Source organism: Amycolatopsis sp. N2S4-7, assembly GCF_058119595.1.
In genome coordinates this window covers 1,165,828-1,190,326 of sequence record NZ_CP172299.1, presented here as the reverse complement: position 1 = coordinate 1,190,326, position 24,499 = coordinate 1,165,828, and the positions used below count along the sequence as shown (strand labels likewise).

At 72.7% G+C, this 24,499-nt stretch carries 26 protein-coding genes; 19 read left to right on the top strand and 7 right to left on the bottom strand.

Going from position 1 to position 24,499, the window contains the following annotated elements:
• Positions 1–53: 53 nt before the first annotated feature.
• Positions 54–392 carry an ArsR/SmtB family transcription factor gene (locus tag ACH54P_RS05500; protein ID WP_489911227.1) on the bottom strand — a complete coding sequence of 113 codons (339 nt, stop codon included), beginning with the start codon at positions 390–392 and terminating at the stop codon, positions 54–56.
• Positions 393–439: 47 nt separating this feature from the next.
• On the opposite strand from ACH54P_RS05500, the gene ACH54P_RS05495 reads away from it, so the two are divergent.
• The 3 genes from ACH54P_RS05495 (at position 440) to ACH54P_RS05485 (ending at position 2,381) form a co-directional block, all read left to right on the top strand.
• Positions 440–778 carry a hypothetical protein gene (locus ACH54P_RS05495; RefSeq protein WP_489911226.1) on the top strand — a complete coding sequence of 113 codons (339 nt, stop codon included), beginning with the start codon at positions 440–442 and terminating at the stop codon, positions 776–778.
• An 8-nt stretch (positions 779–786) separates the two neighbouring features.
• Positions 787–1,716 (top strand): aldo/keto reductase, encoded by a 930-nt coding sequence (locus ACH54P_RS05490; protein ID WP_489911225.1) that lies wholly within the window; start codon positions 787–789, stop codon positions 1,714–1,716.
• A gap of 68 nt (positions 1,717–1,784) precedes the next feature.
• Positions 1,785–2,381 (top strand): hypothetical protein, encoded by a 597-nt coding sequence (locus ACH54P_RS05485; RefSeq protein WP_489917129.1) that lies wholly within the window; start codon positions 1,785–1,787, stop codon positions 2,379–2,381.
• Here ACH54P_RS05485 and ACH54P_RS05480 read toward each other — a convergent pair.
• Positions 2,372–2,890: an NUDIX domain-containing protein gene (locus tag ACH54P_RS05480; RefSeq protein ID WP_489911224.1), complete on the bottom strand. Its 519-nt coding sequence runs from the start codon at positions 2,888–2,890 to the stop codon at positions 2,372–2,374. The two genes, ACH54P_RS05485 and ACH54P_RS05480, sit on opposite strands and share 10 nt — an antisense overlap.
• A 42-nt stretch (positions 2,891–2,932) precedes the next feature.
• Here ACH54P_RS05480 and dop point away from each other — a divergent pair, with 42 nt between their 5' ends.
• From dop to prcA, 4 genes are all read left to right on the top strand, one after another.
• Entirely contained in the window at positions 2,933–4,435 is a 1,503-nt protein-coding gene (gene dop, locus ACH54P_RS05475; protein ID WP_489911223.1) for a depupylase/deamidase Dop, read from the top strand.
• A gap of 86 nt (positions 4,436–4,521) precedes the next feature.
• Positions 4,522–4,716, top strand: a complete 195-nt coding sequence (locus tag ACH54P_RS05470) for a ubiquitin-like protein Pup (protein ID WP_013226725.1) — start codon at positions 4,522–4,524, stop codon at positions 4,714–4,716.
• Positions 4,717–4,861: 145 nt separating this feature from the next.
• A complete protein-coding gene (prcB, locus tag ACH54P_RS05465; protein ID WP_489911222.1) occupies positions 4,862–5,716 on the top strand; it encodes a proteasome subunit beta in 855 nt (284 codons plus the stop codon).
• 51 nt (positions 5,717–5,767) lie between these two features.
• Positions 5,768–6,574, top strand: a complete 807-nt coding sequence (prcA, locus tag ACH54P_RS05460) for a proteasome subunit alpha (protein ID WP_489911221.1) — start codon at positions 5,768–5,770, stop codon at positions 6,572–6,574.
• A 67-nt stretch (positions 6,575–6,641) separates the two neighbouring features.
• On the opposite strand, the gene ACH54P_RS05455 is transcribed toward prcA, so the two are convergent.
• Both ACH54P_RS05455 and ACH54P_RS05450 read right to left on the bottom strand, forming a co-directional pair.
• Positions 6,642–7,835 carry an alpha/beta hydrolase gene (locus ACH54P_RS05455; RefSeq protein ID WP_489911220.1) on the bottom strand — a complete coding sequence of 398 codons (1,194 nt, stop codon included), beginning with the start codon at positions 7,833–7,835 and terminating at the stop codon, positions 6,642–6,644.
• Between the two features lie 96 nt (positions 7,836–7,931).
• Positions 7,932–9,356, bottom strand: a complete 1,425-nt coding sequence (locus ACH54P_RS05450; protein WP_489917127.1) for a bifunctional phosphatase PAP2/diacylglycerol kinase family protein — start codon at positions 9,354–9,356, stop codon at positions 7,932–7,934.
• Positions 9,357–9,555: 199 nt separating this feature from the next.
• On the opposite strand from ACH54P_RS05450, the gene pafA reads away from it, so the two are divergent.
• Positions 9,556–10,914, top strand: a complete 1,359-nt coding sequence (gene pafA / locus ACH54P_RS05445) for a Pup--protein ligase (protein ID WP_020638257.1) — start codon at positions 9,556–9,558, stop codon at positions 10,912–10,914.
• 108 nt (positions 10,915–11,022) lie between these two features.
• Positions 11,023–12,045 (top strand): WD40/YVTN/BNR-like repeat-containing protein, encoded by a 1,023-nt coding sequence (locus ACH54P_RS05440; protein ID WP_489917125.1) that lies wholly within the window; start codon positions 11,023–11,025, stop codon positions 12,043–12,045.
• On the opposite strand, the gene ACH54P_RS05435 is transcribed toward ACH54P_RS05440, so the two are convergent.
• Positions 12,042–12,740, bottom strand: a complete 699-nt coding sequence (locus tag ACH54P_RS05435; protein ID WP_489911219.1) for an SDR family oxidoreductase — start codon at positions 12,738–12,740, stop codon at positions 12,042–12,044. The genes ACH54P_RS05440 and ACH54P_RS05435 overlap by 4 nt on opposite strands.
• A gap of 21 nt (positions 12,741–12,761) precedes the next feature.
• Entirely contained in the window at positions 12,762–13,679 is a 918-nt protein-coding gene (locus tag ACH54P_RS05430; protein ID WP_489911218.1) for an NADP-dependent oxidoreductase, read from the bottom strand.
• A gap of 107 nt (positions 13,680–13,786) precedes the next feature.
• On the opposite strand from ACH54P_RS05430, the gene ACH54P_RS05425 reads away from it, so the two are divergent.
• The 7 genes from ACH54P_RS05425 (at position 13,787) to ACH54P_RS05395 (ending at position 18,701) form a co-directional block, all read left to right on the top strand.
• Entirely contained in the window at positions 13,787–14,218 is a 432-nt protein-coding gene (locus ACH54P_RS05425) for a winged helix-turn-helix transcriptional regulator (RefSeq protein WP_489911217.1), read from the top strand.
• A 10-nt stretch (positions 14,219–14,228) separates the two neighbouring features.
• Positions 14,229–15,212, top strand: coding sequence for a helix-turn-helix transcriptional regulator (locus tag ACH54P_RS05420; protein ID WP_489911216.1), 984 nt, complete (start codon positions 14,229–14,231; stop codon positions 15,210–15,212).
• Positions 15,209–16,189: a helix-turn-helix transcriptional regulator gene (locus tag ACH54P_RS05415; protein ID WP_489911215.1), complete on the top strand. Its 981-nt coding sequence runs from the start codon at positions 15,209–15,211 to the stop codon at positions 16,187–16,189. Before ACH54P_RS05420 ends, ACH54P_RS05415 begins: the two co-directional genes overlap by 4 nt.
• A gap of 10 nt (positions 16,190–16,199) precedes the next feature.
• Complete coding sequence (locus ACH54P_RS05410) at positions 16,200–16,412, top strand: bacteriophage holin (protein ID WP_489911214.1); 213 nt, start codon at positions 16,200–16,202, stop codon at positions 16,410–16,412.
• A 31-nt stretch (positions 16,413–16,443) separates the two neighbouring features.
• Positions 16,444–16,761, top strand: a complete 318-nt coding sequence (gene tatA, locus ACH54P_RS05405) for a Sec-independent protein translocase subunit TatA (RefSeq protein ID WP_489911213.1) — start codon at positions 16,444–16,446, stop codon at positions 16,759–16,761.
• 87 nt (positions 16,762–16,848) lie between these two features.
• On the top strand, positions 16,849–17,820 hold the full coding sequence (gene tatC / locus ACH54P_RS05400; RefSeq protein WP_489911212.1) for a twin-arginine translocase subunit TatC: 972 nt from the start codon (positions 16,849–16,851) through the stop codon (positions 17,818–17,820).
• Positions 17,820–18,701 carry a diacylglycerol/lipid kinase family protein gene (locus ACH54P_RS05395; protein WP_489911211.1) on the top strand — a complete coding sequence of 294 codons (882 nt, stop codon included), beginning with the start codon at positions 17,820–17,822 and terminating at the stop codon, positions 18,699–18,701. Before tatC ends, ACH54P_RS05395 begins: the two co-directional genes overlap by 1 nt.
• Here the strand turns inward: ACH54P_RS05395 and ACH54P_RS05390 are convergent.
• A complete protein-coding gene (locus tag ACH54P_RS05390) occupies positions 18,698–19,279 on the bottom strand; it encodes a hypothetical protein (RefSeq protein WP_489911210.1) in 582 nt (193 codons plus the stop codon). The genes ACH54P_RS05395 and ACH54P_RS05390 overlap by 4 nt on opposite strands.
• Before the next feature lie 166 nt (positions 19,280–19,445).
• On the opposite strand from ACH54P_RS05390, the gene ACH54P_RS05385 reads away from it, so the two are divergent.
• The 3 genes from ACH54P_RS05385 (at position 19,446) to ACH54P_RS05375 (ending at position 24,456) form a co-directional block, all read left to right on the top strand.
• Complete coding sequence (locus tag ACH54P_RS05385) at positions 19,446–22,256, top strand: DEAD/DEAH box helicase (protein ID WP_489911209.1); 2,811 nt, start codon at positions 19,446–19,448, stop codon at positions 22,254–22,256.
• A 159-nt stretch (positions 22,257–22,415) separates the two neighbouring features.
• Positions 22,416–23,183, top strand: a complete 768-nt coding sequence (locus ACH54P_RS05380) for a DUF4333 domain-containing protein (protein ID WP_489911208.1) — start codon at positions 22,416–22,418, stop codon at positions 23,181–23,183.
• Positions 23,184–23,253: 70 nt separating this feature from the next.
• On the top strand, positions 23,254–24,456 hold the full coding sequence (locus tag ACH54P_RS05375) for a GNAT family N-acetyltransferase (protein ID WP_489911207.1): 1,203 nt from the start codon (positions 23,254–23,256) through the stop codon (positions 24,454–24,456).
• The last annotated feature ends 43 nt before the right edge of the window (positions 24,457–24,499 follow it).

Below are 24,499 nucleotides of genomic sequence, written 5' to 3'. Positions count from 1 at the left end.
CAGATATTCGATATGACGGTCGAGAAGGGGGCTGCGCAGGGGAGAGGAGCCGGTCAGAGGCTGTGCCCGAGCACGTCGACGAACGCGGCGATCCGCGCCTCGTCGCGCTTGTAGTGCGTCCACTTGCCGACGCGCGTCGCCCGCACCAGGCCGGCCCGCTGCAACGCGGCCATGTACGCCGAGACGGTCGACTGCGCGAGACCCAGCTTCTCCTGGATGTGGCTCACGCACACCCCGACCTCCGCCGGATCGGCGATGGCCCGGTCCGCCGGGAAGTGCCGCTCGGGCTCCCGCAGCCACCGCAGCACCTGCAGCCGAACCGGGTTCGCGAGCGCCTTGAACACCTCGAGCAGCTGCTCGGCGTCCGGCTGGGATTCGGTGCGTGTCGTCATGGCTGGCGCCGAGTATATCGTCGTATAACGCCCTATACTCACCGGCTGTGAGCGAAGAAATCCGCCGCCCCCGCGCGCCCATCACCGAATCCGACGTCCTGGCCTGGCTCGAGACGACGGCCGCCGCCGTCCAGGCGGGGGAGGTGAGCGCCCAGGAGCTGATCGACATCCTCGGCGAGCTCCGCCGTGCTTCCGCGGCCTGCGCCGACGCGTCCGACTGGGCCCTGCTGGCCGCCCGTGAAGGCGGCGCGAGCCTCCGTCAGATCGCCCCCGTCTTCGGCAAGGGCTACGTCCGGGCCCCGGCGGCCCGCCTGGAGAAGCTCCACCGGCAGGCCCAGAACTCCGACCAGTGGCTGGCCATCCTCCGGCACAAGCAGACGGCGTGAGGGGACCCATGGATCGCATCGCCCTCGGCCTGGCGGCACTGGGCCGGCCCGCCTACATCAACCTGGGCCGGGACGGCGCGCTGCCGCCGGTGCGGGACGTCGGTTCGATGCGGGCCGCGACCTTCGCGGTGCTCGACGACGCCTACGCCGCGGGCGTCCGGCACGTCGACGTCGCGCGGTCGTACGGGCGCTCGGAGGAGTTCCTGGCCGGCTGGCTCGCCGAGCGCGGGCACACCGACGTCGGGATCTCGAGCAAGTGGGGCTACGCCTACGTCGGGGACTGGCGGCTCGACGTCGAGGTGCACGAGGTGAAGGAGCACTCGGCGGCCCGGTTCGCGGCGCAGTGGGCGGAAACCCTGGCGCTGCTGGGGGATCGCGTGGGTCTGTACCAGGTGCATTCGCTCACTGTGGACAGTCCGTTGTTCACCGACGAGCCGCTGCTCGAGGCGCTGGCGGAACTCTCCGCGAACGGCGTCGCGGTCGGGTTCTCCACCTCCGGCCCGGCGCAGGCGGACGCGATCGAGCGGGCGTTCGCGCTGGAAGTGGCCGGGCGGCCGGTGTTTTCGGCGGTGCAGTCGACGTGGAACCTCCTGGAGCCGTCCGCGGGTCCGGCGCTGCGGGCCGCGCACGCGGCCGGGAAACGGGTGCTGGTCAAGGAAACCCTGGCCAACGGCCGGCTCGCGGTCGAGGCGCCGTCCGTCGTGGTCGACGCCGCGGCGGCGCGCGGGACCGGGCCGGACGCGGTCGCCGTCGCGGCGGTGCTGGCGCAGGACTGGGTCGACGCGGCCGTGATCGGCCCGGCGAGCCCGGGGCAGCTCGAGGCGAACCTGCGGGCCACGACGCTGGAACTGGGGACGACCGAGCTGGCCGCGCTGGCGGCCCTCGCCGAGGACCCGGGCGAGTACTGGCGACACCGGTCCTCCTTGGCGTGGGACTGAGCGGCTGCACTACCCTTCGCAGCCACGGACGGGATGACAGGAGGCCGGAGCACGTGCGTCATCGGCAGGTGGTCGCCTTGGCCGCGGTCGCGTTGGTCGGCCTCACCGGCTGCGACGGCCCCGACCCGAACAACCTCGAGACGTACTACGACGATCCGGCGCCCACGTCGTCGGCCCCGGTCACCTCGGAAGCGCCGGTGAGCCCCGCGAAGGCGGCCCCGGTGACGCCGGTCGTGCCCGACCTCGGGCCGCTCGCGGAGCGGGCGCTGCTGTCGGACGCCGACGTCGCCGAGGAAGGCGTGCAGCCGGGTTCGGGCGAGGCTTCGGGGTGTCTGGCGGACGGACCGTCGGCGGGCAGCCGGACCACGACGTGGCGCTACCCCAGCGGGTCGGAGCTGAGCCACCGCGTCGTGGCGTTCGCGGACTGGTCGGCCGCCCGGGCAGTGGCGGAAAACGAGTGCCCGGGCAAGACGGTGAGCGTCCCCGTCCAACCCGGGGTCGAGCGGCAGCAGGCCTGGCGCGACGGCAAGACCTGCACGGTGTTGCTGGCCAAGGGAAGGCTCGTGTCCGAGTTGACGGTCTCGGCGAGCACCGAAACGCGGGCCGTGGACGCGGCGAAGCGCCTGCTGCCCGCGATGGCGGCGAAGCTCGCGGCTCAGCCGTAGCGGCGGAACCATTCCCGGACGCCTTCGCGGCCGTCGGGGATGAAGGGCAGCTCGGGCGCCGGGTTGTCGACCCAGGCGCGAAGGTCCGCCAAGGGGATCCAGCGGCCTTCGACGATCTCTTCGGCCTGGTGGTGGATGGGGCCGTCCCAGCGGACCTCGAAGGCGAAGTTGTGGCAGCGGTTGCGGCCGTCGTCGTAGACCTTGGTGAACAGCGGGACGGGTTCCACCCCCTGGACGCCCAGCTCCTCGGCGAGTTCGCGGCGGGCGCACTCGGCCGGGGTCTCGCCGGCGGCGACGACCCCGCCGGCCCAGCAGTCCCAGGTGGACGGGAAGACGTCCTTCACGGCGGTGCGGAGGTGCACGTAGACGGCGTTTCCGTCACCCGAACGGACCAGTACGACGCCGGCGGCGTGCCACAGGCCCCCGGCGCGGACCCGGGCGCGGGTGGTCGCGCCGACGACGGCGCCGGCCTGGTCATAGAGGGCAACGAGTTCGTCACTGCCTGGCATGGGTGCATCGTTCCACTAGGGCGACCCCGTAGGGTGGTGGACATGCGGCGGATCATGGGAACCGAAGTCGAGTACGGCATCTCCGTGCCGGGCGACGCGACGGCGAACCCGGTACTCACCTCCACCCAGGTCGTGCTCGCCTACGCGGCGGCGGCCGACATCCCGCGCGCCCGGCGGGCGCGGTGGGACTACGAGGTGGAGTCACCGCTGCGGGACGCGCGCGGCTTCGACCTGACCGGGCCCGGCGGGCCGGGGCACGACCCGGACGTCGAGGACCTGGGGGCGGCGAACGTCATCCTGACCAACGGGGCGCGGCTGTACGTCGACCACGCGCACCCGGAGTACTCGGCGCCCGAGGTGACGAACGCGCGGGACGCGGTCATCTGGGACAAGGCGGGCGAGCGGGTGATGGAGGAAGCGGCGATGAAGGCCGCTTCCGTGCCCGGCCAGCCGCAGCTGCAGCTGTACAAGAACAACGTCGACGGCAAGGGCGCGAGCTACGGCACGCACGAGAACTACCTGATGGCGCGCTCGACGCCGTTCACGGCGGTGATCGCGGGGCTGACGCCGTTCTTCGTGTCGCGCCAGGTCGTGACCGGCTCGGGCCGGGTCGGGATCGGGCAGCAGAGCGAGGAGGCCGGGTTCCAGCTCTCCCAGCGTGCGGACTACATCGAGGTCGAGGTCGGCCTGGAGACGACGCTGAAGCGCGGGATCATCAACACCCGCGACGAGCCGCACGCGGACGCCGACAAGTACCGCCGGCTGCACGTCATCATCGGTGACGCGAACATGTCGGAGTACTCGACGTACCTGAAGGTCGGGACGACGGCGCTGGTGCTGGACCTGATCGAGTCCGGGATCCGGTTCGACGACCTGAAGCTCGACGAGCCGGTCAAGGCGGTGCACCAGATCAGCCACGACCCGACGCTGAAGGCGAAGGTCGCGCTGGCGAACGGGCGCAAGTACACGGGGCTGGACCTGCAGTTCGCCTACCACGAGATCGCCTCCCAGAACCTGGAGCGCACGGGCGCGGACCAGGCGTCGAAGGAGGTCCTGCGGGTCTGGGGCGAGGTCCTGGACGCGCTGGCGCGGGACCCGCAGGAGTGCGCGGACCGGCTGGACTGGCCGGCGAAGCTGCGGCTGCTGGAGGGCTACCGGCAGCGGGACAACCTGGCCTGGGGCGCACCGCGGCTGCGCCTGGTGGACCTGCAGTACTCGGACGTCCGGCTGGCGAAGGGCCTGTACAACCGGCTGGTGACGCGCGGGTCGATGAAGCGGCTGGTCTCGGAGGAAGAGGTGCTGGCCGCGGTGACGACGCCGCCGTCGGACACGCGGGCCTACTTCCGGGGCCGGGCGCTGGAGAAGTACGCGACGTCGATCGCGGCGGCTTCGTGGGATTCGGTCATCTTCGACGTGGGCAAGGAGTCGTTGGTGCGGATCCCCACGCTGGAGCCGCTGCGGGGGACGAAGGCGCACGTCGGCAAGTTGCTGGACAACGCGGCGACGGCGGAGGAGCTGGTGGAGGCGCTCACCGGTTCGGACTAGGCGGTACGCACCACCGATCGCGGCGTTACCCCGAATGTCGGGGCCGCTGGGTAGGCTAGGAAACATCAGCCACACCGGGAGGCGAGATGGCCCAGGAAAAGATCGAGAAGCACGGCGGTGGTGACTCCGACGAGGAGTTCGACGACACCGGCGCGGCGGGTCAGGAGCGGCGCGAGAAGCTCGGCGAGGACGTCGACACGATCCTCGACGAGATCGACGACGTGCTCGAAGAGAACGCCGAGGACTTCGTCCGGGCCTACGTGCAGAAGGGCGGCGAATAGCCGCTCGGGGCACTGCGCCCCTTGCCGACCGTTCAGCCGGCGGCCGGGGTTCCGCGTGGTGGTGGTCGCGTCCGCGTGCGGGCGCCGGTCACCGGGCGCGGGCTTCGGTCGTCCTGGCCCGCACAGATGGGATTTTTGAGCACGTATGGACAACACCAGGGGCATCTCGGGTCCCGCGCTGCCCGCCGCGTACTTCTCGTCGGCGACGTCGTCGTTTTCGGACTTCCTGCGGGTACAGGCGCCGGAGCTGCTTCCGGAGCGGCGGGTCGCCGGCGGCGTGGCCGAGCTGGGGATCCCGCACGGGACGACGATCGTCGCCTGCACGTTCGCCGGCGGGGTGCTGATCGCGGGTGACCGGCGGGCGACGTCGGGGAACTTGATCGCGAGCCGGGACATCGAGAAGGTGCACGTCACCGACGAGTACTCGGCCGTCGGCATCGCGGGCACGGCGGGGCTGGCCGTGGAGATGGTGCGGCTGTACGCGGTCGAGCTGGCGCACTACGAGAAGATCGAGGGCGTTTCGCTGTCGCTGGACGGCAAGACGAACAAGCTGGCCGGGATGGTCAAGGCGAACCTCGAGATGGCGATGGCCGGGCTGGCGGCGATCCCGTTGTTCGTGGGGTACGACCTGGAGGCCGAGGACGCCAAGCACGCGGGCCGGATCGTCTCGTACGACGCCGCGGGCGGGCGGTACGAGGAGAACGGCGGCTACGCGGGGATCGGTTCGGGTTCGCTGTTCGCGAAATCCGCGCTGAAGAAGCTGCACGACCCGGACGCCGACGTCGAGGGCGCGGTGCGCGTCGCGGTGGAGGCGCTGTACGACGCGGCGGACGACGACACCGCGTCGGGCGGGCCGGACCTGGTGCGGCGGATCTTCCCGAGCGTCGTGACGATCACCGCCGAGCAGGGCGCCGTGCAGCTGTCCGAGGCCGAGACCGCCGCGGTGGCGGAGGCCGTCGTGGCGGGGCGGATCGAGCGCCAGCAGCGCCGGCTTTCCTGACCGGGACCGACCAGTGAACGTTGGAACACCGAAAGACCTGGAGCGCACACCGTGACGATGCCGTTGTATGCCTCTCCCGAGCAGCTGATGCGGGAGCGTTCCGAGCTGGCGCGCAAGGGCATCGCGCGCGGCCGGAGCGTGGTGGTGCTGAAGTACGCGGGCGGCGTGCTGTTCGTGGCGGAGAACCCGTCGGCGACGTTGCACAAGGTTTCCGAGATCTACGACCGGATCGGCTTCGCCGCGGTCGGGCGCTACAGCGAGTTCGAGAACCTGCGGGTGGCGGGCATCCGGCACGCGGACCTGAAGGGCTACCAGTACGACCGGCGTGATGTGAGCGCGCGGGCGCTGGCGAACGCATACGCGGCGACGCTGGGCAGCATCTTCACCGAGCAGCTGAAGCCGTTCGAGGTCGAGGTCTGCGTGGCGGAGGTCGGTGCGAGCGCGGCGGAGGACCAGCTGTACCGGCTGACCTACGACGGGTCGATCTTCGACGAGCCGCAGTACATCGTGATGGGCGGTCAGAACGAGAAGATCGCGGCGAAGCTGAAGGAGACGTTCGAGGACGGCCTGGACCTGCAGGCGGCGCTGGGCGTGGCGGTGGCCGCGTTGCGCACGCCGACCCAGCCGGCCCCGACGACGACGTCTTCGTCGGGTGCGTCCTCGTCGTCTGCGTCGTCGGCGAACGCCGCGGCGAACGGCAACGGCGACGCCGACCCGATCAAGCTGGAGGTGGCGGTCCTGGACCGCGACCGCCCCCGCCGCGCCTTCCGCCGGCTCACGGGCACGGTCCTGGACGCCCTGCTGCCGGTGCCGGACCCCAAGGGCGAGGAGCCCGAGAAGAAGCCGGAAGGCGAGTGAGTTCCTGAAACGGGACGGGGGCGTGGCCGGGTGGCCGCGCCCCCGTTTTCGTTCTTGGCCGGCCGGTTCAGGACACCGCGGGTGACGCCCGGAAGTTCTGGTCCGCGAACGCCAGCAGGTACGGCAGCGTCGCCCGGGCCGTGTGCCACGTGTGGTTGAAGCCGCGCTCCGCGTGGACGACCGCCTCCTGGCCGCGGGCTCGCAGCGCGTCGGCGATCCGGTGGGCCGTCGTCACGTCCGTGGGGGCCCCGGTGCCGACGGCGAGCATCACCGAGATCGGGGCCGGGAACGGCATCGTGGGCAGGTAGCGGCGCGGGGTGTTGGCGGCGATGGCGGCCTGGTTGCCGTTGAGGACGCCGACCGAGTCGTTGAGGTCGTCGTACGGCAGGGCGATCACCAGCGTCGCGAACTCGTCGACGTGGTGCAGCCCGATGTTGAGGGCGCCGAAGCCGCCGCCGGACATGCCGCCCAGGGCCCGGTGGCCGCGGTCGGCGAAGGTGCGGTAGCGGTGGTCGATCGCCGGGACCACCGTGCGGGCGAGGTAGGTCTCCAGCTGGGGCCCGCCGGGGACGTCGAGGCACTCCCAGTCCGTGCTCGGGTTTCCGGCCGTCAGGTCGACGCTGACCACGATCATCGGCGCGATCACGTGGGCCTGCTGCAGCGCCAGGAGCGTGCCGGGGGCGTCGCCGGAGGTGAGCCAGTCGCGGGGGCCGCCGAACGGGTAGCCGTGGATCAGGTAGACGACCGGGTAGCGGCGGGCCGGGTCGGTGTCGTACCCGGGCGGGAGGATGACGTAGTTGCTGCCGGACGGGACGCCGTGCGCGGGGTCGGGCAGGTTCACGACGTCGACCCGCTGGCCGGCGGACGCGGCGACCGCGCCGGGGTGCTGCGGGGCGGACGCAGGGGCTTCCTTGCCGTCGTCGAGCAGCCGGCCGGCGAGGTTGACGACGCCGGGGCCGCGCTGGAGGAGGCGGGCGAGGTTGTCGGAGGTGCGCACGTACCCGACGTAGCTGTTCAGGGCCGTGACCGCCGCGAGCAGCAGGAGGACGCCGAAGGCGGTGGATCCCCAGCGCCGGACCCGGCGCCGGTGCGCCAACGCGATCACGACGGCGAGCACCGCGACGGCGGCCGAGGCCAGGGCGAGCCAGATGAGCGGCGACTCGAGCGGGCCGAGGTCACGCGCGCGGGCGGTGATGTCGCCCGGCAGCTCCGGGTCGGTGGCGGCCCGGTGCGCGACGCTCGCCCAGCCGTGCCCGTCCATCGAAGTCCCCCCTGGCCGCGGGCAGGACTGCCCGCATCTCCCTCGCGAAGCTAGCCAGGGGTGGCTGTGGGTTCGTTGAGAAAAGGTAAAGCGTAGTTAAAGGCGGTAGATGGTGAGGGCGCTGGGGCGGGACCGGAAGCGGAACCGGTTGCCGAGCGGGCCGACCTCGCCGTCGGTGGCGACGCGGCGGTTGCCGTCGAGCAGCTCGACGTCCAGCTCGGGCAGGTCGAGCTCCTGGTAGACGTGGCTGGCGGCCAGGCTGCGGGTGATCATCGCCAGCAGGAACCGGGCACGCGAGTAGGGCAGGTCGGCCCGCAGGTAGCGGATGTCGAGCAGGCCCGTGTCGAGCGCGGGCCGCCGGCTGGGCGCGAAGCCCTTCGGCGCGTACGTGCCGTTGCCGACGAACAGCAGCCAGACCTGGGTGGTCTTGCCGTTGAGCCGGACGGTCAGCGGCTTGGCGTGCCGCAGCGTCCTGGCCAGCGCGATCGCCGCCGACGGCCACTTGGGGTGCCGCTGCTGGAGCTTCTCGCGCAGCCGGACCATCTCCGGGTAGCCGCCGAGGCTGGCGGTGTTGACGAACCAGCGGTGGGCCGCGCCGCCGGCGCCCTCGATCTCGACCTCGCCCAGGTCGACGCCGACGGCGTTGCCGACCTCGGTCGCCGCGTCGGCGTCGGGCATCGAGCTGACGCCGATGTCGCGGGCGAAGTGGTTGAGCGTGCCCGCCGGGATCAGCGCCAGCGGCAGGTCGCGTTCGGCGGCGACCGACGCGACCGCGGCGACGGTCCCGTCCCCGCCGGCGACGCCGAGCGCGCGGATCGTGCCGCGGGCGTCGATCTCGGCTTCGAGCTGGGCGCGCAGGTCCTGCTGGGGGTCCGGGTAGAGCAGCGTGGCCTTGGGCCAGGCGAACCGGACGTCCTCGGTCGGGTCCTGGGTCGCGACCCCGGAGCTGGGGTTGACCACGGCGAGCATGTCCTCGCCGTCGACCATCTCGGGTGCCTGCGCGTCGTGGGCCGTGCGGCCCGGGACGTCGTCGTGCAGCGGCCACCAGTGCCGCGTGGCCAGGCCGACGCCGACGCCGATGCCCAGGCCGACGCCCACGTCGGAGGGCCAGTGGACGCCCGTGTGGACGCGGGAGTACGCGACCGCGAGGGCCACCGGAACCACGGCGAACCCGGCGCGCGGCGACTCCATCACCACGGCCGTCGCGAAGGCCGCCGCGGAGGCCGAGTGGCCGGAGGGGAACGACGACGACGTCGGGCGTTTCCGCAGGCGGCGGTGCATCGGCACCTCCTCCTCGGCCGGTCGGCGGCGGGGGAACAGGGGCTTGCCGATCAGGTTCGCCACGGCGCTGGCCCCGGCGATCGCGACCACCCCGCGCAGCGCGCCCCGGCGGGTCGCGCCCTTGCGGGTCGCCAGCACTGCCGCGACGCCCCACCACAGGCGGGACTTGTTCGCCGATCTGGACAGCGCCATCAGCGCGTCGTCGGCTCTGGTGGCCGGGAGGGCGGCGCTGCGCCGCATCAGGGCGCGGTCGGTGCGCCCGACCCGCCGGAAGGCCTGGATCAGCTGGTGTGTCAAGGAGTCGCCTTCCCCAAGTCGTCAAGAGCAGTGCTCCAATCGTGCCTGAATCGGGGAGATTTCACCGTCTGTGGCCTACTGGGGGCGTGTCGACGCCCGAACGGCGCACCGTCGAAGGGGGTGCAGCGCCTACTCTGGTGGAATGCAGCGGCGGATCTTTGGCATCGAGACCGAGTTCGGGGTCACGTGCACCTTCCACGGACAGCGCAGGCTCTCGCCCGACGAGGTGGCGCGCTACCTCTTCCGGCGGGTCGTGTCCTGGGGACGCTCATCGAACGTCTTCCTGTCGAACGGCTCCCGGCTCTACCTGGACGTCGGCTCGCACCCCGAGTACGCGACGGCCGAGTGCGACGACCTGGTCCAGCTCGTCACGCACGACAAGGCCGGTGAGCGGATCCTCGAGGACCTGCTGGTCGACGCCGAACGACGGCTCGCCGACGAGGGCATCGGCGGCGACATCTTCCTCTTCAAGAACAACACCGACTCGGCGGGCAACTCGTACGGCTGTCACGAGAACTACCTGGTGACCCGCGCGGGTGAGTTCTCCCGGATCGCGGACGTGCTCCTGCCGTTCCTGGTCACCCGCCAGCTCATCTGCGGCGCCGGCAAGGTGCTCCAGACCCCGCGCGGCGCGGTCTACTGCCTCTCCCAGCGTGCGGAGCACATCTGGGAGGGCGTCTCGAGCGCGACCACCCGGTCGCGGCCGATCATCAACACCCGCGACGAGCCGCACGCCGACGCCGAGCGCTACCGGCGGCTGCACGTCATCGTGGGCGACTCGAACATGGCCGAGCCGACGACCATGCTCAAGGTCGGCTCGGCGAACCTGGTGCTCGAGATGATCGAGGCCGGCGTCCAGTTCCGCGACTTCACCCTCGACAACCCCATCCGGGCGATCCGCGAGATCAGCCACGACCTCACCGGCCGCCGCCAGGTCCGGCTGGCCGGCGGGCGCGAGGCGTCCGCGCTCGACATCCAGCGCGAGTACCACGCCCGCGCGGTGCAGCACCTCAAGGACAACGGCTCGACCGCGGCGAACGAGCGCGTCGTCGAGCTGTGGGGCCGGGCCCTGGAAGCGGTCGAGCAGCAGGACTTCGGCAAGATCGACACCGAGATCGACTGGGCGATCAAGCACCGGCTGGTCGAGCGCTACCGGCACAAGCACGACCTGGACCTGTCCAGCCCGCGGATCGCGCAGCTCGACCTCGCCTACCACGACATCCGCCGGGGCCGGGGCATCTTCGACCTGCTCCAGCGCAAGGGCCTGGTCCGCCGGGTCACCGACGACGGCGAGATCGAGGCGGCCAAGGACACCCCGCCCCAGACCACGCGCGCGAAGCTGCGCGGCGACTTCATCGCCGCGGCCCAGGCCGCCGGGCGCGACTTCACGGTCGACTGGGTGCACCTGAAGCTGAACGACCAGGCCCAGCGCACGGTCCTGTGCAAGGACCCGTTCCGCTCGGTCGACGAGCGGGTCGAACGCCTGATCAGCTCGCTCTGACGGAAGCCCGGGAAGGCCACCTCGCGGAGATCGAGGTGGCCTTCCCGGCGTTCGTGCCGCCCGACGAAAGTCGGGTCGGGGGTGCGGCAGGATCGGCGCATGCGTGTCGTGCGTGTGGTCGCCCTCGTGCTCGCCCTGCTCGCCGCCGTCGCCGCACCGGCGTCGGCGGGGGAGCACCCGCCGAAGTGGGAGCCGACGCCCACCGGCGTCACCGCCCAGTTCCGCGGCCTGTCCGCCGTCAGCGCCCGCGTGGCGTGGGTCAGTGGCACCCAGGGGACCGTCCTGCGCACCACCGACGGCGGGGCGACCTGGAAGTCCGTCGGGCCCCCCGGGACCGAGGCGCTCCAGTTCCGCGACATCGAGGCCTTCGACGCCGACCACGCCGTGGTCCTGTCGATCGGCCCCGGCACCGACTCCCGGGTCTACCGGACCGACGACGGCGGCACGCACTGGCGCCAGACCTTCCAGAACACCGACGCGGCCGCGTTCTACGACTGCCTCGCCTTCTTCGACCCGTGGCGCGGGCTCGCCATGAGCGACCCGGTCGACGGCCGGTTCCGCGTGCAGGCCACCTTCGACGGCGGCCGCAGCTGGCGGCCGGTCCCCGGCAGCGGCTTCCCGCCCGCGCTGCCCGGCGAGGCCGGGTTCGCGGCCAGCGGGCAGTGCATCACCACGGCCGGGCCCTTCGACGCCTGGCTCGCGACCGGCGGCGGCGCCACCGCCCGCGTCCTGCACTCCGGTGACGGCGGCCGCCACTGGACCGCGTCCGGCACGCCGCTGCCGAGCAGCCAGTCCGCCGGCGTGTTCGCCGTCGCCTTCCGCACCCCGGGCCAGGGCGTCGCGATCGGCGGCGACTTCGCGGACCCGGCCGCGCCCGGCCCGGCCGTCGCCCTGACCCGGGACCGCGGCCGCACCTGGACCACCCCGGGGCAGTACCCCGCCGGGTACCGCTCCGGGCTGGCCTGGCGCGGCGGCACCGTCCTCGCCGTCGGCCCGGGCGGCAGCGACTACAGCCCGGACGGCGGGCGGCACTGGACGCCGTTCGACACCGGCAGCTTCGACACCGTGGACTGCGCCGGGGCGAGCTGCTGGGCGAGCGGCGCGCAGGGCCGGGTCGCCCGGCTTCGCTAGAGGACCTGGCCGGTCGGGCGGACCATGATTTCGTTGACGTCCACCGACGGCGGCTGCTGCAGGGCGTAGAGCACGGCGCGGGCGATGTCGTCCGCCTCGAGCTTCGGCTTCTTGCGCTGGTCGTCGTTGAGGATTTCGGTGTCGGTGATGCCCGGGTTGATCAGCGTGACGCGCACCCCGGTGCCGACCGCCTCCTCGCGGATGGCGCCGGCCATCCCGGTCACGGCCCACTTCGTCACCGAGTACAGGCTCGCGTTGCGGATGTAGCGGCCGGCGACCGACCCGGTGATCAGCAGGTGCCCCGTCGACTCCTTCAGGGCGGGCAGGGCCGCGCGGGCGGTGTACGCGGCGCCGAGCACGTTGGTGCGGACCATCTCCTCCCACTGCCGCGGGTCGGGGTCGCCGGTGCCGAAGAACGACGTCCCGATGCCGATCCCGGCGTTGGCGAAGGCCGCGTCGAGCCGGCCGAACCGGTCCACGGTCTCGGCGACGGCGGCCGAGATGCTCGGCCAGTCGCCGACGTCGGCGCCGAGCGCCAGCGCCCGGTCTGCGCCGAGCTCGGCCGCGAGGGAGGTGACGGACTCGGCCTTGCGCGCCACGAGGGCGACCCTGAACCCGGAGGCGGCGGCCAGCCGCGCGGTCGCGGCGCCGAGCCCGCGCGAGGCACCGGTGATGAGAAGAACGCGATCATCCATGCCGTCCAGGCTAGGGACGATTCACGGCGTCAGCACGATCCGGCCGCGCAGCCCGCCCGCGGCCAGCCGTTCGTGGGCGGCCGCCGCGTCCGCCAGCGGCCGGACCTCGGCGACCCGCAGCGGCAGCACACCCGCTTCCGCGAGTCTCGCCAGCTCGGCCAGCCGTTCCCCGTCGGCGCGGATCCAGACGCTGCGCACGCGCACCCCGCGCAGCGGGATCGGGGCGGCGCCCGCGGCGAAGGCGACGAACTCGCCGCCGCCGCGGACCGCGTCGAGCGCGTCCAGCCCGAGGAGAGCGGTGTCGAGGGCGGCGTCCACCCCGCCCGGCACCAGCGTGCGCACCCGGTCGCCCAGCGACGGCCCGCGCGGCACGAACCCGTCCGCGCCGAACCCCCGGACCTGCGCTTCGTCGGCCTCGCCGGCGACGGCGACCACGTGCAGGCCCCGGGCGTGCGCCAGCGCGACGGCGTACGCGCCGACCGCGCCCGCCGCACCGGTCACCAGGACGGTTCCGGTGGTCTCGACCAGGTCCAGCGCCTGGGCGGCGGTCAGCGCGTTGAGCGGCAGGGTCGCGGCTTCGGCGGGGGAGACGCCGCCGGGTGCGGGTGCCACGGCGGCGGCGTCCAGCACGATCTGCTCGGCGTAAGCACCCAGGGGCGTGGCGATCCGGTCGCGCAGTCCGACGACGGCGTCGCCCACCTCGAACCCGGAACCCGCCTCGACCACTCCGGCGACGTCCCAGCCGAGGCCGAGCACCTCCCTCGGCGGGATGATCCCGGCCGAGGTGAGGAGCCCGGCGCGGGTCGCGAGGTCGACCGGGTTGACCGCGGCCGCCGCCACCCGGATCCGCACCTGGCCGGGACCGGGCTCCGGTACCGGCACCTCCACGGCTTCGAGGACCTCCGGACCGCCGAACCGGCGGACCACCATCGCACGCATCTTCGTCTCCTTCGCGGGTCGGACCTTCCCCGCGAACATATGGGGAGCTACTCTCCATCGGGAAGTACGCACCCGCAGGTGCCCACCGCACGAGGAGGTACGTCCCGGTGCCCACGCGCACGGCGGAACAACGGCGGCAGCTCGAACGAGCCGCCTACGACGCCTACCTCGCGGCCTGTCCCACCCGGAAGCTCCTCGACGAGATCGCCGGCAAGTGGGTCAGCCTGATCCTGGTGGCGCTCGGTGACGGCCCGCAGCGCTACAGCGACCTTTCGCGACGCATCGCCGGCGTGAGCCAGAAGATGCTCACCCAGACCCTGCGGGTCCTCGAGCGCGACGGGCTGGTGCGCCGCGAAGTGACCCCGTCGGTGCCCGTCCGCGTCGACTATTCCCTTACGCCGCTTGGGGAAAGCCTCCGCGCGCTGATGACCGCCGTGAAGGACTGGGCGGAGACCAACTTCGACGCCGTCGACGCCGCCCGGGCCGATTACGACGCGCGCACCCCGGACCTCACGATCGGGCCGGGCGGCGCGGGCTAGGCTCTACCGGGTGTCCACCGCACGCGCCGAACGGCTGGTCAATCTGGTGCTGGCCCTCCTGTCCACCCGGCAGTACCTCACTGCCGAGCGGATTCGCGGCATCGTGCCCGGATACGGCGACGCGGCCAGCGACGAGGCCTACTTCCGGATGTTCGAACGGGACAAGACCGAGCTGCGCGAGCTCGGCATTCCCCTGGAGACCGGCCGCAACTCCGCCTTCGACGCCATCGAGGGCTACCGCATCGCCCGCCGCGACTACGAACTCGGCGAGATCGACCTCGCCCCCGACGAAGCCGCCGCCGTCGCGCTCGCGTCCCGCCTGTGGGACTCGCCGGAACTGACCGGGCAGGCGCAGGGCGCGCTCGTGAAGCTGCGCGCCGCCGGCCTGGAGGTCGACAACCAGGCCCCGACGGTCGTCGAGCCGCGCGTGCGCGCCGAACCGGCGTTCGGGCCGCTGCTCGCGGCGGTCCAGAACGGCCAGGCCGTGCGCTTCGAGTACCGGCGCAGCGGTTCGCCCGAGCGGATCATGCGGACCCTCGAACCCTGGGGCGTGGTCTCGTGGCGGGCCCGCTGGTACGTCGTCGGGCACGACCGCGACCGCGGCGCCACCCGCTGCTTCCGCCTGTCCCGCGTCACCGGCCAGGTCCGCCCGGCCGGCAAGCCCGGCGAGGTCAAGCGCCCCGAGGGCGTCAACCTGCTCAAGCTGGTGTCGGTGACCGGCGAGCCCGAACCGGCCCCGGTGACCGCGGCGCGGCTGTGGGTCGCCGACGGCCGCGCCGCGGGCGTCCGCCGCCGCGGCACCGTGGTCGGCCGCTACGCCCTCGACGGCGAAGAAGGCGACCTCGTCGAGATCGGGCTGTACTTCCCGGAGTCGGCGGCCGACTGGATCGCCGCGCAGGGCCCCGACGTCGTCGTGCTGGAACCCGATGTGCTGGCGAAGACCGTCCAGGACCGGCTGGAAGCCGTCGTGGCGCGGCAGGGGAGCGTGCGGTGAGCGGGTCCACCGACCGGATGTCCAGGCTGCTGGCGCTCGTGCCCTACCTCCTGGCGCGCCCGGGCATCCGCGTCGACGAGGCGGCGCAGGACTTCGACGTCACGCCGAAGCAGCTGCGCAAGGACCTCGAGCTGCTGTGGATGTGCGGGCTGCCCGGCTACGGGCCCGGCGACCTGATCGACCTGTCCTTCGAGGGCGACACGATCGTCGTCACCCACGACGCCGGGATGAACCGCCCGCTGCGGCTCACCGGCGGCGAGGCGACCGCGCTGCTGGTGGCGCTGCGGGCGCTGGCCGAGACCCCGGGCGTGGTCGACGGCGACGCCGTCCGGCGCTCCATCGCCAAGATCGAGGCCGCCGCCGGGCAGGCCCAGCCCGCCGGGGTCGTCGTCGGCGGCGGCGTGCGCGAGGGCAAGAAGACCGCCCGGACCCGCGAGGAGGTCGCCCGGGCGCTGCAGGACGGGCGGGCGCTGCGGATCCGCTACTACACCGCGTCCAAGGACCAGATCACCGAGCGCACGGTCGACCCGATGCGGCTGCTGATCGTCCAGGCCGTCGGCTACCTGGAGGCCTGGTGCCGCCGCGCCGAGGGGGTCCGGCTGTTCCGGCTCGACCGGATCGACGAGCTGACGGTGCTCGACGAGCCCTCGCGGCCGCCCGCGCACGCCCACCCGACCGACATTTCCGACGGCGTCTTCCGCGAGCGTCCCGATCAGCGAGAGGCCGTCCTGGTCCTCGACCCGGACGCACGCTGGGTAGCCGAGTACTACCCGTGCGAGGAGCTCGACGAGCTCGACGGCGGCCGGCTGCGGATCCGGATGCGCTACGCCGACCAGTCCTGGATGGTGCGCCTGGTGCTGGGTCTGGGCGGGGAAGCGCTGGTGGAGAGCCCGGCCGACCTCGCGTCGGACGTCGGTCGCCGCGCCGCCGACGCGGTGGCCCGAGCCCGTCACCTTCCGTCAACCTGCGACCACTAGGGTGATCGACGTGCCGTACCTGCCCACCGTCGTGCTCGCCGCGATCGGCCTGCTGCTGCTCCTGGTCCTGCTGGTGCGGACCGTCAAGGTCTTGCGTGCTTTCAAGCGGACCGCAAGCATGGTGGCTACGAACACCCAGGACCGGGCCGGGCTCATCCGGGCCCGGTCGGCAGCGTTGCGCGTCGCGTTCGCGCAGCGCCGCCGGAATCCGGAAAACCAGTAACATCCCTACCAGACGCAGATAGGAGGCCATCTTGTTCGCCAACGGATTGCAAGGATGGCATTTGATCATCTTGGTGCTGCTCGTCGTGCTGCTGTTCGGGGCCAAGCGGCTTCCCGATGCGGCGCGGTCGATCGGCAAGTCCATGAAGATCTTCAAGGCCGAGACCAAGGACCTCGCGGGCGACAAGACCGCCTCGCACGAGGACGCCGAGCCCGTCGAGACGAAGCAGATCCCGGCCACGCCCGCCCCGGCCGTCGCGACCGACCAGCAGGTCGCCGACCTCCAGCGGCAGCTCGACGAGCTGAAGAAGCAGCAGGCCGCCGACCAGCCGCAGAAGAACGCCAGCTGAGCGGTCAGGCCACACCCGGTCCCCGGTCCACGGAGCGCGCCTGAAGTCGGCGCGCTCCGGTGGACTCCGACGAGAACGGAACATCCCGTGGCGGAACCCGCCTCCGGAAACGGCACCAGCCGCCGGTCGAAGCGGCGCAAGCGCAGCCGCCGGACCAACCCCGACGGCACGATGACGCTCATCGAGCACATCTACGAGTTCCGCCGCCGGCTCGGCTTCGCGCTGCTCGCCGTCGTCGTCGGCGGCATCCTCGGCTTCTTCTGGTTCAGCACCAAGGTGGGTCCGATCCCGTCGCTCGGCGAGATCGTCAAGGACCCGTACTGCGCCATCCCGCCGGACCGGCGGCTCAACGGCTACCAGGGCTGCCAGCTGCTGCAGACCGTGCCGTTCGAAGCGTTCATGATCCAGCTGAAGGTCGGCCTCGCCGCCGGCGCCGTGCTGTTCTCGCCCGCGTGGCTCTACCAGGTCTGGGCGTTCATCGCCCCCGGCCTGTACTCGAAGGAGCGCAAGTACGCGCTGACCTTCGTCGGGTTCGCGTCGGTGCTGTTCGCCGCCGGCGCGGTCCTCGCCTACCTGCTGTTCCCGCACGCCCTGCAGCTGCTCATGGGCTTCGGGCAGGAAGAGTTCATCACCGCGCTCACCGCGGACAAGTACATCTCCTTCATGCTGTCGCTGCTGATCATCTTCGGGATCAGCTTCGAGCTCCCGCTGCTGGTGGTGATGCTCAACCGCGTCGGCGTGGTCAAGTACGCGCAGCTCAAGAAGTGGCGCCGCGGCATCGTGTTCGCGCTGTTCGTCTTCGCCGCCTTCGTCACCCCGGGCTCGGACCCGTTCTCGATGCTCGGCCTGGCCGGCGCGCTCACCGTGCTGTTCGAGCTGTCCATCCAGATCGCCCGCGTGCACGACCGCAAGAAGGACCGCGAACGCTCCGACGAGGGCTGGGACCAGCTCGCCGACGACGAAGCCGCCCCGTTCGAATACACGCCCAGCAAGATCGACGACGAGCCGTCCGCCCCGACCGCGTCCGGTGGCCGGTCGAGCACCGACGACGTCACGTAGTGGGGATCCACGCCGCGCTCGCCGTGCACCCGGCGTCGGGGCACGGCGCCGCCGCCCGGATCGCCGACACCGTCGCCGAGCGGCTGCGCACCGCCGTCGACCGGCTCGACGTCCTGGTCGCCAACTCCGTCGAGGAATCCCGCGCCCTGATGCGGACGTCCCACGACGCGGGCCTCGACGTCCTCGTCGTGCTCGGCGGCGACGGCGCCGCCCACCAGGGCGTGCAGTTCTGCGCCAACCACGACGTGGCGCTCGGCCTCGTCCCGGCGGGCACCGGCAACGACTTCGCCCGCGCCCTTGGCGTCCCCGGCGAGCCCCTCCCGGCGGTGGACGCCCTGGTGGCGGCCCTCCGGTCGGGCGCGCGGCGCCGGATCGACCTCGGCCGCGTCGGCGACACCTGGTTCGCGACGGTCCTCTGCGCGGGCTTCGACGCCGCCGTCAACGAACGCGCCAACCGGATGCGCTGGCCGTCCGGGCCCCGCCGCTACGACGTCGCGATCCTCGCCGAGCTGGCCGCCTTCCGGTCCCGCCCGGTCGTCGTCGACACCGGCACCGAACGCCTCGAGCTCGACGCCACCCTGGTCGCGATCGGCAACACCCGCTTCTACGGCGGCGGCGTCCCGATCTGCCCCACGGCCGACCCCGAAGACGGCGTCTTCGACGTGACGGTCATCGGCCACGCCACCCGCCGCGGCCTGGTCCGCATGCTCCCCGGCCTGCGCACCGGCAAGCACCTCACCCACCCGGCCGTCCGCACCCTGCGCGCCCGCGAAGTGCGGCTGGAGGGCAACACCTGGCCGGCGTACGCCGACGGCGAGCCACAGGGAACGGTGCCGGTGGCGGTCAGCTGCGTCCCCGGCGCGCTGACGGTGCTGGCCTAACGGTCGTACCCACCGGCCCGCGCCACGAGCTGCCGGAAGTGCGCCGGAGTCAGCAGCCGATCGGACCGCGCGTCCGCGAAGTAGACGCCGCCGCAACGGTGGCAGAACCAGCCCTGCTCCCACAGCTGCTGCGCGGCCGGCACCCCGCGCCGCTGCCTGCGGTGCGCCCGCAGCCGCCGGACGTACAGCCAGGCCAGCACCCCGGTGGCGACGTACACGCAGAACGCGGGCAACGAGAGCACCGCGAACCCCACCACCCGCGACGCCGCCCCACCCGGCGGCGGATCGTCCGCCGCCGAGAACGGCAACGCCACGAAACAACTCCCGACCAGCGCCAGCACGATCACCGCGGCCACCAGGCCGCCGTTGCGGCGCGGGGGAGGGAAGGGGTCCAGCGACCGGGCCACCGCCGACACCGAAACCCCGCTGACCTGGCTGCGCGTGGACAGCACCCCGTCCCCGGCCGGCACCGCCACCGTCGGCCCCTGACCGCGGAAGAACGAGTGCCCGCCGTGGTACACCGCGGGCACGTGCTGCACCTGGTCCAGCAGTCCGCAGCTCGGACACGGTTCGGTCATGCCCCTCCGACGCCCCCGCGCCACCGCCGGTTCCCGGTGTATAACGACCTATACGGCCGCCGTCGACGGTGATCATCGCGTCGCGATGCGTACCCGAAAAGAAGCGAAGACGCCGCGACGGTCACGCGGCGTGCGGACTGCCGGGGGGATGTGGAACCCTGACGAGGTGGCCAGTAGCCCTTCTCCCTCCCCGGCCGAGGCCTATGCGGCCTCCTCGCGTCGAGGGAAGTACCCCCAGCTGACCCGCTTCGCCGCGGAGGCGTCCTTCGAGTTCGACGACTTCCAGATCCGCGGATGCGAGGCCCTCGAGGGCGGCCACGGCGTGCTCGTCTGCGCTCCCACCGGGGCGGGCAAGACCGTCGTCGGCGAGTTCGCCGTGCACCTGGCCCTGGCCGAGGGCCGCAAGTGCTTCTACACGACGCCGATCAAGGCGCTGTCGAACCAGAAGTACGGCGACCTCGTGGCCCGGTACGGGCCGGACGCCGTCGGCCTGCTCACCGGCGACACCTCGATCAACGGCAACGCCCAGGTGGTCGTCATGACCACCGAGGTCCTGCGCAACATGCTCTACTCCGGGTCCTCCACCGTCGACAACCTGGGTTACGTGGTCATGGACGAGGTCCACTACCTCGCCGACCGGTTCCGCGGCGCGGTCTGGGAAGAGGTGATCCTGCACCTGCCCGAGCACGTCCGCGTGGTCGGGCTGTCGGCCACCGTCAGCAACGCCGAGGAGTTCGGCGAGTGGCTGGTCGAGGTCCGCGGGGACACCACCGTCGTCGTCGACGAGCACCGGCCGGTGCCCCTGTGGCAGCACATGCTCGTCGGCAACCGGCTGCTGGACCTGTTCGCCGGGGAGGAGGTCCACACCCCCGGGGCCGAGCTGCGGATCAACCCGACCCTGCTGCGCCGCACCGAGGAGATCGGCCGCCAGTACGCCCCGGCGGGGCTGCGCGGCCCGCGTGGCCGCCGTGGCGCGCCGCCGCGGATGCCGCGGTTCCGGCCGCCGTCCCGGGTCGACGTCGTCGAACAGCTGGACCGGGCCGGGCTGCTGCCGGCGATCGTGTTCATCTTCTCCCGCGCCGGCTGTGACGCCGCCGTCGGTCAGTGCGTGCGGTCCGGGCTGCGGCTGAACGGGCCCGGCGAGGTCGAGGAGATCCGCCGGATCATCGAGGAGCACACCGCCGACCTGCCCGAGGGCGACCTCGGCGTGCTGGGTTACTGGGAGTGGCGGGAGGCGCTCGAACGCGGCATCGCCGGACACCACGCCGGCCTGCTGCCGGCGTTCAAGGAGACCGTCGAGGAACTGTTCGTCCGCGGGCTGGTGAAGGTCGTGTTCGCCACCGAGACGCTCGCGCTCGGCATCAACATGCCCGCCCGCACCGTCGTCCTCGAACGGCTGGTCAAGTACAACGGCGAGGCGCACGTCGACCTGACGCCGGGGGAGTACACGCAGCTCACCGGCCGGGCGGGGCGGCGCGGCATCGACGTCGAGGGCCACGCCGTCGTCGCGTGGCAGCCGGGGGTCGACCCGAAGCAGGTCGCCGGGCTGGCCTCGACGCGGACCTACCCGCTGCGGTCGTCGTTCCGGCCCGGCTACAACATGGCCGTGAACCTGGTCGCCCAGGTCGGTGCGGCGGAGGCCCGTGAGCTGCTGGAGCAGTCGTTCGCGCAGTTCCAGGCCGACCGGTCGGTGGTCGGCACGGCCCGCCGGATCGAGCGCAACAAGGAAGCCCTCAAGGGCTACGCGGCCGCGGTGACCGGCGACTTCGACGAGATGCTCGAGTACGTGGAGCTGCGCGCGAAGATCTCGACGCGGGAGAAGGCGCTTTCCCGGCAGAACACCGCCGTGCGCCGGGCCGGTACCGCCGAGTCGCTGGAGAAGCTGCGCAAGGGTGACGTCATCGCGGTGCCCGCGGGCCGCCGCGCCGGGCTCGCGGTGGTCGTCGACCCGGGCCTCGACCCGATCCGCGAGCCGCGTCCGGTCGTGGTGACCGAGGACCGCTGGTCCGGGCCGCTGTCGGTGGCCGACTTCCCCGCGCCGGTCGAGGCGCTGGGCCGGATCAAGCTGCCCAAGCACATCGAGCTGCGCTCGCCCAAGACCCGCCGGGACATCGCGTCGAGCCTGCGCAGCGCCGGGATTTCCTTGCCCGGCAGGCAGAAGCAGCGCTCCGGGGCGAACGAGGACGGTGAGCTGGCGGCGCTGCGGCGGGCCCTGCGCGCCCACCCGTGCCACGGGCTGGCCGAGCGCGAGGCGAACCTGCGGTGGGTCGAGCGGTACCAGCGGCTCGACGCGGAAACCCAGCAGCTGGAACGGAAGGTGGCCGCGACCACGCACTCGCTGGCGCGCGCGTTCGACCGGATCCTGGCGCTGCTCGGCGAACGCGGGTACCTGGCCGTGGAGCGAAGCCGGGACACCGGTGGACCGGGCCCGGAGACGGCGGGGGACGGCGAAGACCGCGTCACCGAGCACGGCCGGCGCCTGACCCGGCTCTACAGCGAGTCCGACCTGCTGGCCGCCGAGTGCATCCGGCACGGCGTGTGGCGCAAGCTCGGCCCGCCCGAACTCGCCGCCGTCGTCTCGACGCTGGTGTTCGAGGCGCGCCGCGACACCGCCGGCGAGCCGCGGCTGCCCGGCGGTGCGGTACCGGAGGCGTGGCAGGAGACCGCGCGGCTGTGGGTGGAGCTCACCGAGGACGAGCGGCGCCACCGCCTCGACCGCACCCGCGAGCCGGACGCCGGGTTCGCCTGGCCGATCTACCGCTGGGCCCGGGGTGAGTCGCTGGAGAAGGTGCTCACGGCGGCCGAGGCCAACGGCCAGGAGCTGTCGGCGGGTGACTTCGTGCGCTGGTCGCGTCAGGTGATCGACCTGCTCGACCAGATCCGGGACGTGCTCGGCAAGAGCGACCCGGTCGGCGCGGCGGCCGCGGCGGCGGTCAAGGCGCTGCGCCGCGGTGTCGTGGCCGCGGGTGCGGCGTGAACTCCGTGTTAGGCCTGCTCCAGACGGCGCAGGCGGTGAGCGTGGACACGTGTGCTCGGCTCCGACCTGTGGTTGGATCGCCCACGACACCGTGCGTACGCGGCTTGGCGACGGTTTCGGGGTGGACAGCGACATGATCGAAGCAGGCGGAGGCAGACGATGAGCACGCCGTATGGCGGCAACGACCCACAGCAGCCCCAGTACGGGCAGCAGCCGGGCGGCGCGTACCCACCGAGCGGGCCGCAGGAACAGCCCCAGTGGGGCCAGCAGCAGCCGCCTTCCCACGACCCGAACCAGCAACAGCCGTGGGGTCAGCCGCAGCAGCCCCAGCAACCGCAGCAGTGGGGGCAGCAGCCCGGCGGGTACACCCCGCCGCAGCAGCCGCAGTGGGGCCAGCAGCCCCCGCCCTACGGCCAGCAGCCGGGCGGCGGGTACCCGCAGAGCGGGCCGCAGGCGCAGCCGCAGTACGGGCAGCAGCAGCCGGGCGGGGCCTACCCCCAGAGCGGTCCCCAGGCGCAGCCCCAGTACGGCCAGCAGCAGCCGGGGCAGTACGAATACGGCCAGCAGTTCCCCGGTGGCGCCCCCGAGGGCGAGAAGCCGGAGAAGTCCAAGAAGGGCCTGCTGATCGGCATCATCGCGCTGGTCGTGGTGGTGGCCGTCGTCGGCATTCTCGGTTTCGTCGCGCCCGGTTTCTTCAAGACGCAGGTCTTCAACAACACGCAGATGCAGACCGACGTGCAGAAGCTGCTCACCGACACCTACAAGATCGAGGGCGTGACCGGGGTCACCTGCCCGGCCGAGCAGAAGGTCGAGGACGGCGCGAAGTTCGAGTGCACCGCGACCATCGCGGGCAAGCCGCAGCAGGTCCAGATCACGGTGAAGGGCGACGGCGGCAACTACGAGGTTTCCCCGCCCGCCTCCAAGTAGCAGTGACCGAGGTCCGGTCGCCGGTGAATTCCGGTGGCCGGACCTCGCCGTCTCCGGAGATGATCCGGGGATGAGCGACTTCGAGATCCGGACGCTGGGCACCGACGAGCACCGCGCCGCGAGCGACCTGTTCCGCGACAGCGTGCACTTCCCGCGGGCCGACGACACCGAATGGGAACGCTCGGCCCGGTCGTACCAGCCCGGCGGCACGATCGGCGCGTTCGATCCGGAGCTCATCGGCACCGCGCGGGCCTTCGACGCCGAGCTGACCGTCCCCGGCGGGGCCCGGCTGCCGATGGCCGGCGTCACGTCGGTCGGGGTCCGCGCCGACCGCACCCGCCGCGGTGTCATGAGCGCGTTGATGGTCGCGCAGCTGGAGGACTTCGCCGAGCGGGGCGTGGTGTTCGCGAACCTGCTCGCCTCCGAAGCCCCGATCTACGGCCGGTTCGGCTACGGCCTGGCGACGCGGTACCGCACCTACAGCGTCGACCGGCACCGCGCGCGGCTGCGGCCGGACGTCCCCGCGGGCGGCGAACTCGAGCTGCTGGACCTGGACCGGGCTTTCGAGGTCTGTCCGGCCGTCTACGAGCGGCTCGGGCACCGGCCGGGGATGATGACCCGCCCCGAGGTGCTGTGGCGGCTCTACGAGAACCAGGCCCGCCGGCACGCGCAGCCGATGAAGGCCGTCGTGCACCACGGCCCCGACGGCCCGGACGGGTTCGCCACCTACGTCGTCGACGGCCTGCAGGCGCACCCGTGGACGAAGAGCCTGGAAGTGGCGGACCTGTTCGCCGGCACGCCGTCGGCGTTCGCCGAGCTGTGGCGGTTCCTGCTGGGCGTCGACCTGGTCGACCGGATCGTCGCCGAGGCCCGCCCGCTCGACGAGCCGATCGAGCTGCTGCTGGCCGACCACCGCCGCGGCTCCGTCGACCGGATCGGCGACGAGCACTGGATCCGGCTCGTCGACGTCCCGAAGGCGCTGGCCGCCCGCGCGTACGGGCACGCCGCTCCGGTCGTCCTGGACGTCACCGACCCGCTGCTGCCCGGCAACAGCGGCGCGTACCGGATCACCCCGGACGGCGCCGAGCGCACCGGCGAACCCGCCGGGCTCCGCCTCGACGTCACCACCCTCGCGATGCTCTACCTGGGCACCTGGCGGCCCTCGGCGCTGGCCGGGGCGGGCCGGATCGAGGTGCGCGATCCCGCGGCGCCCGAGGCCGCCGACCTGCTCTTCGGCACCCGCGTGGCGTCCTGGAGCGGAACGCACTTCTGACCCCGCGAAAACCGCGTGCCGTGCCGGGCGACGGGCGGCAAGA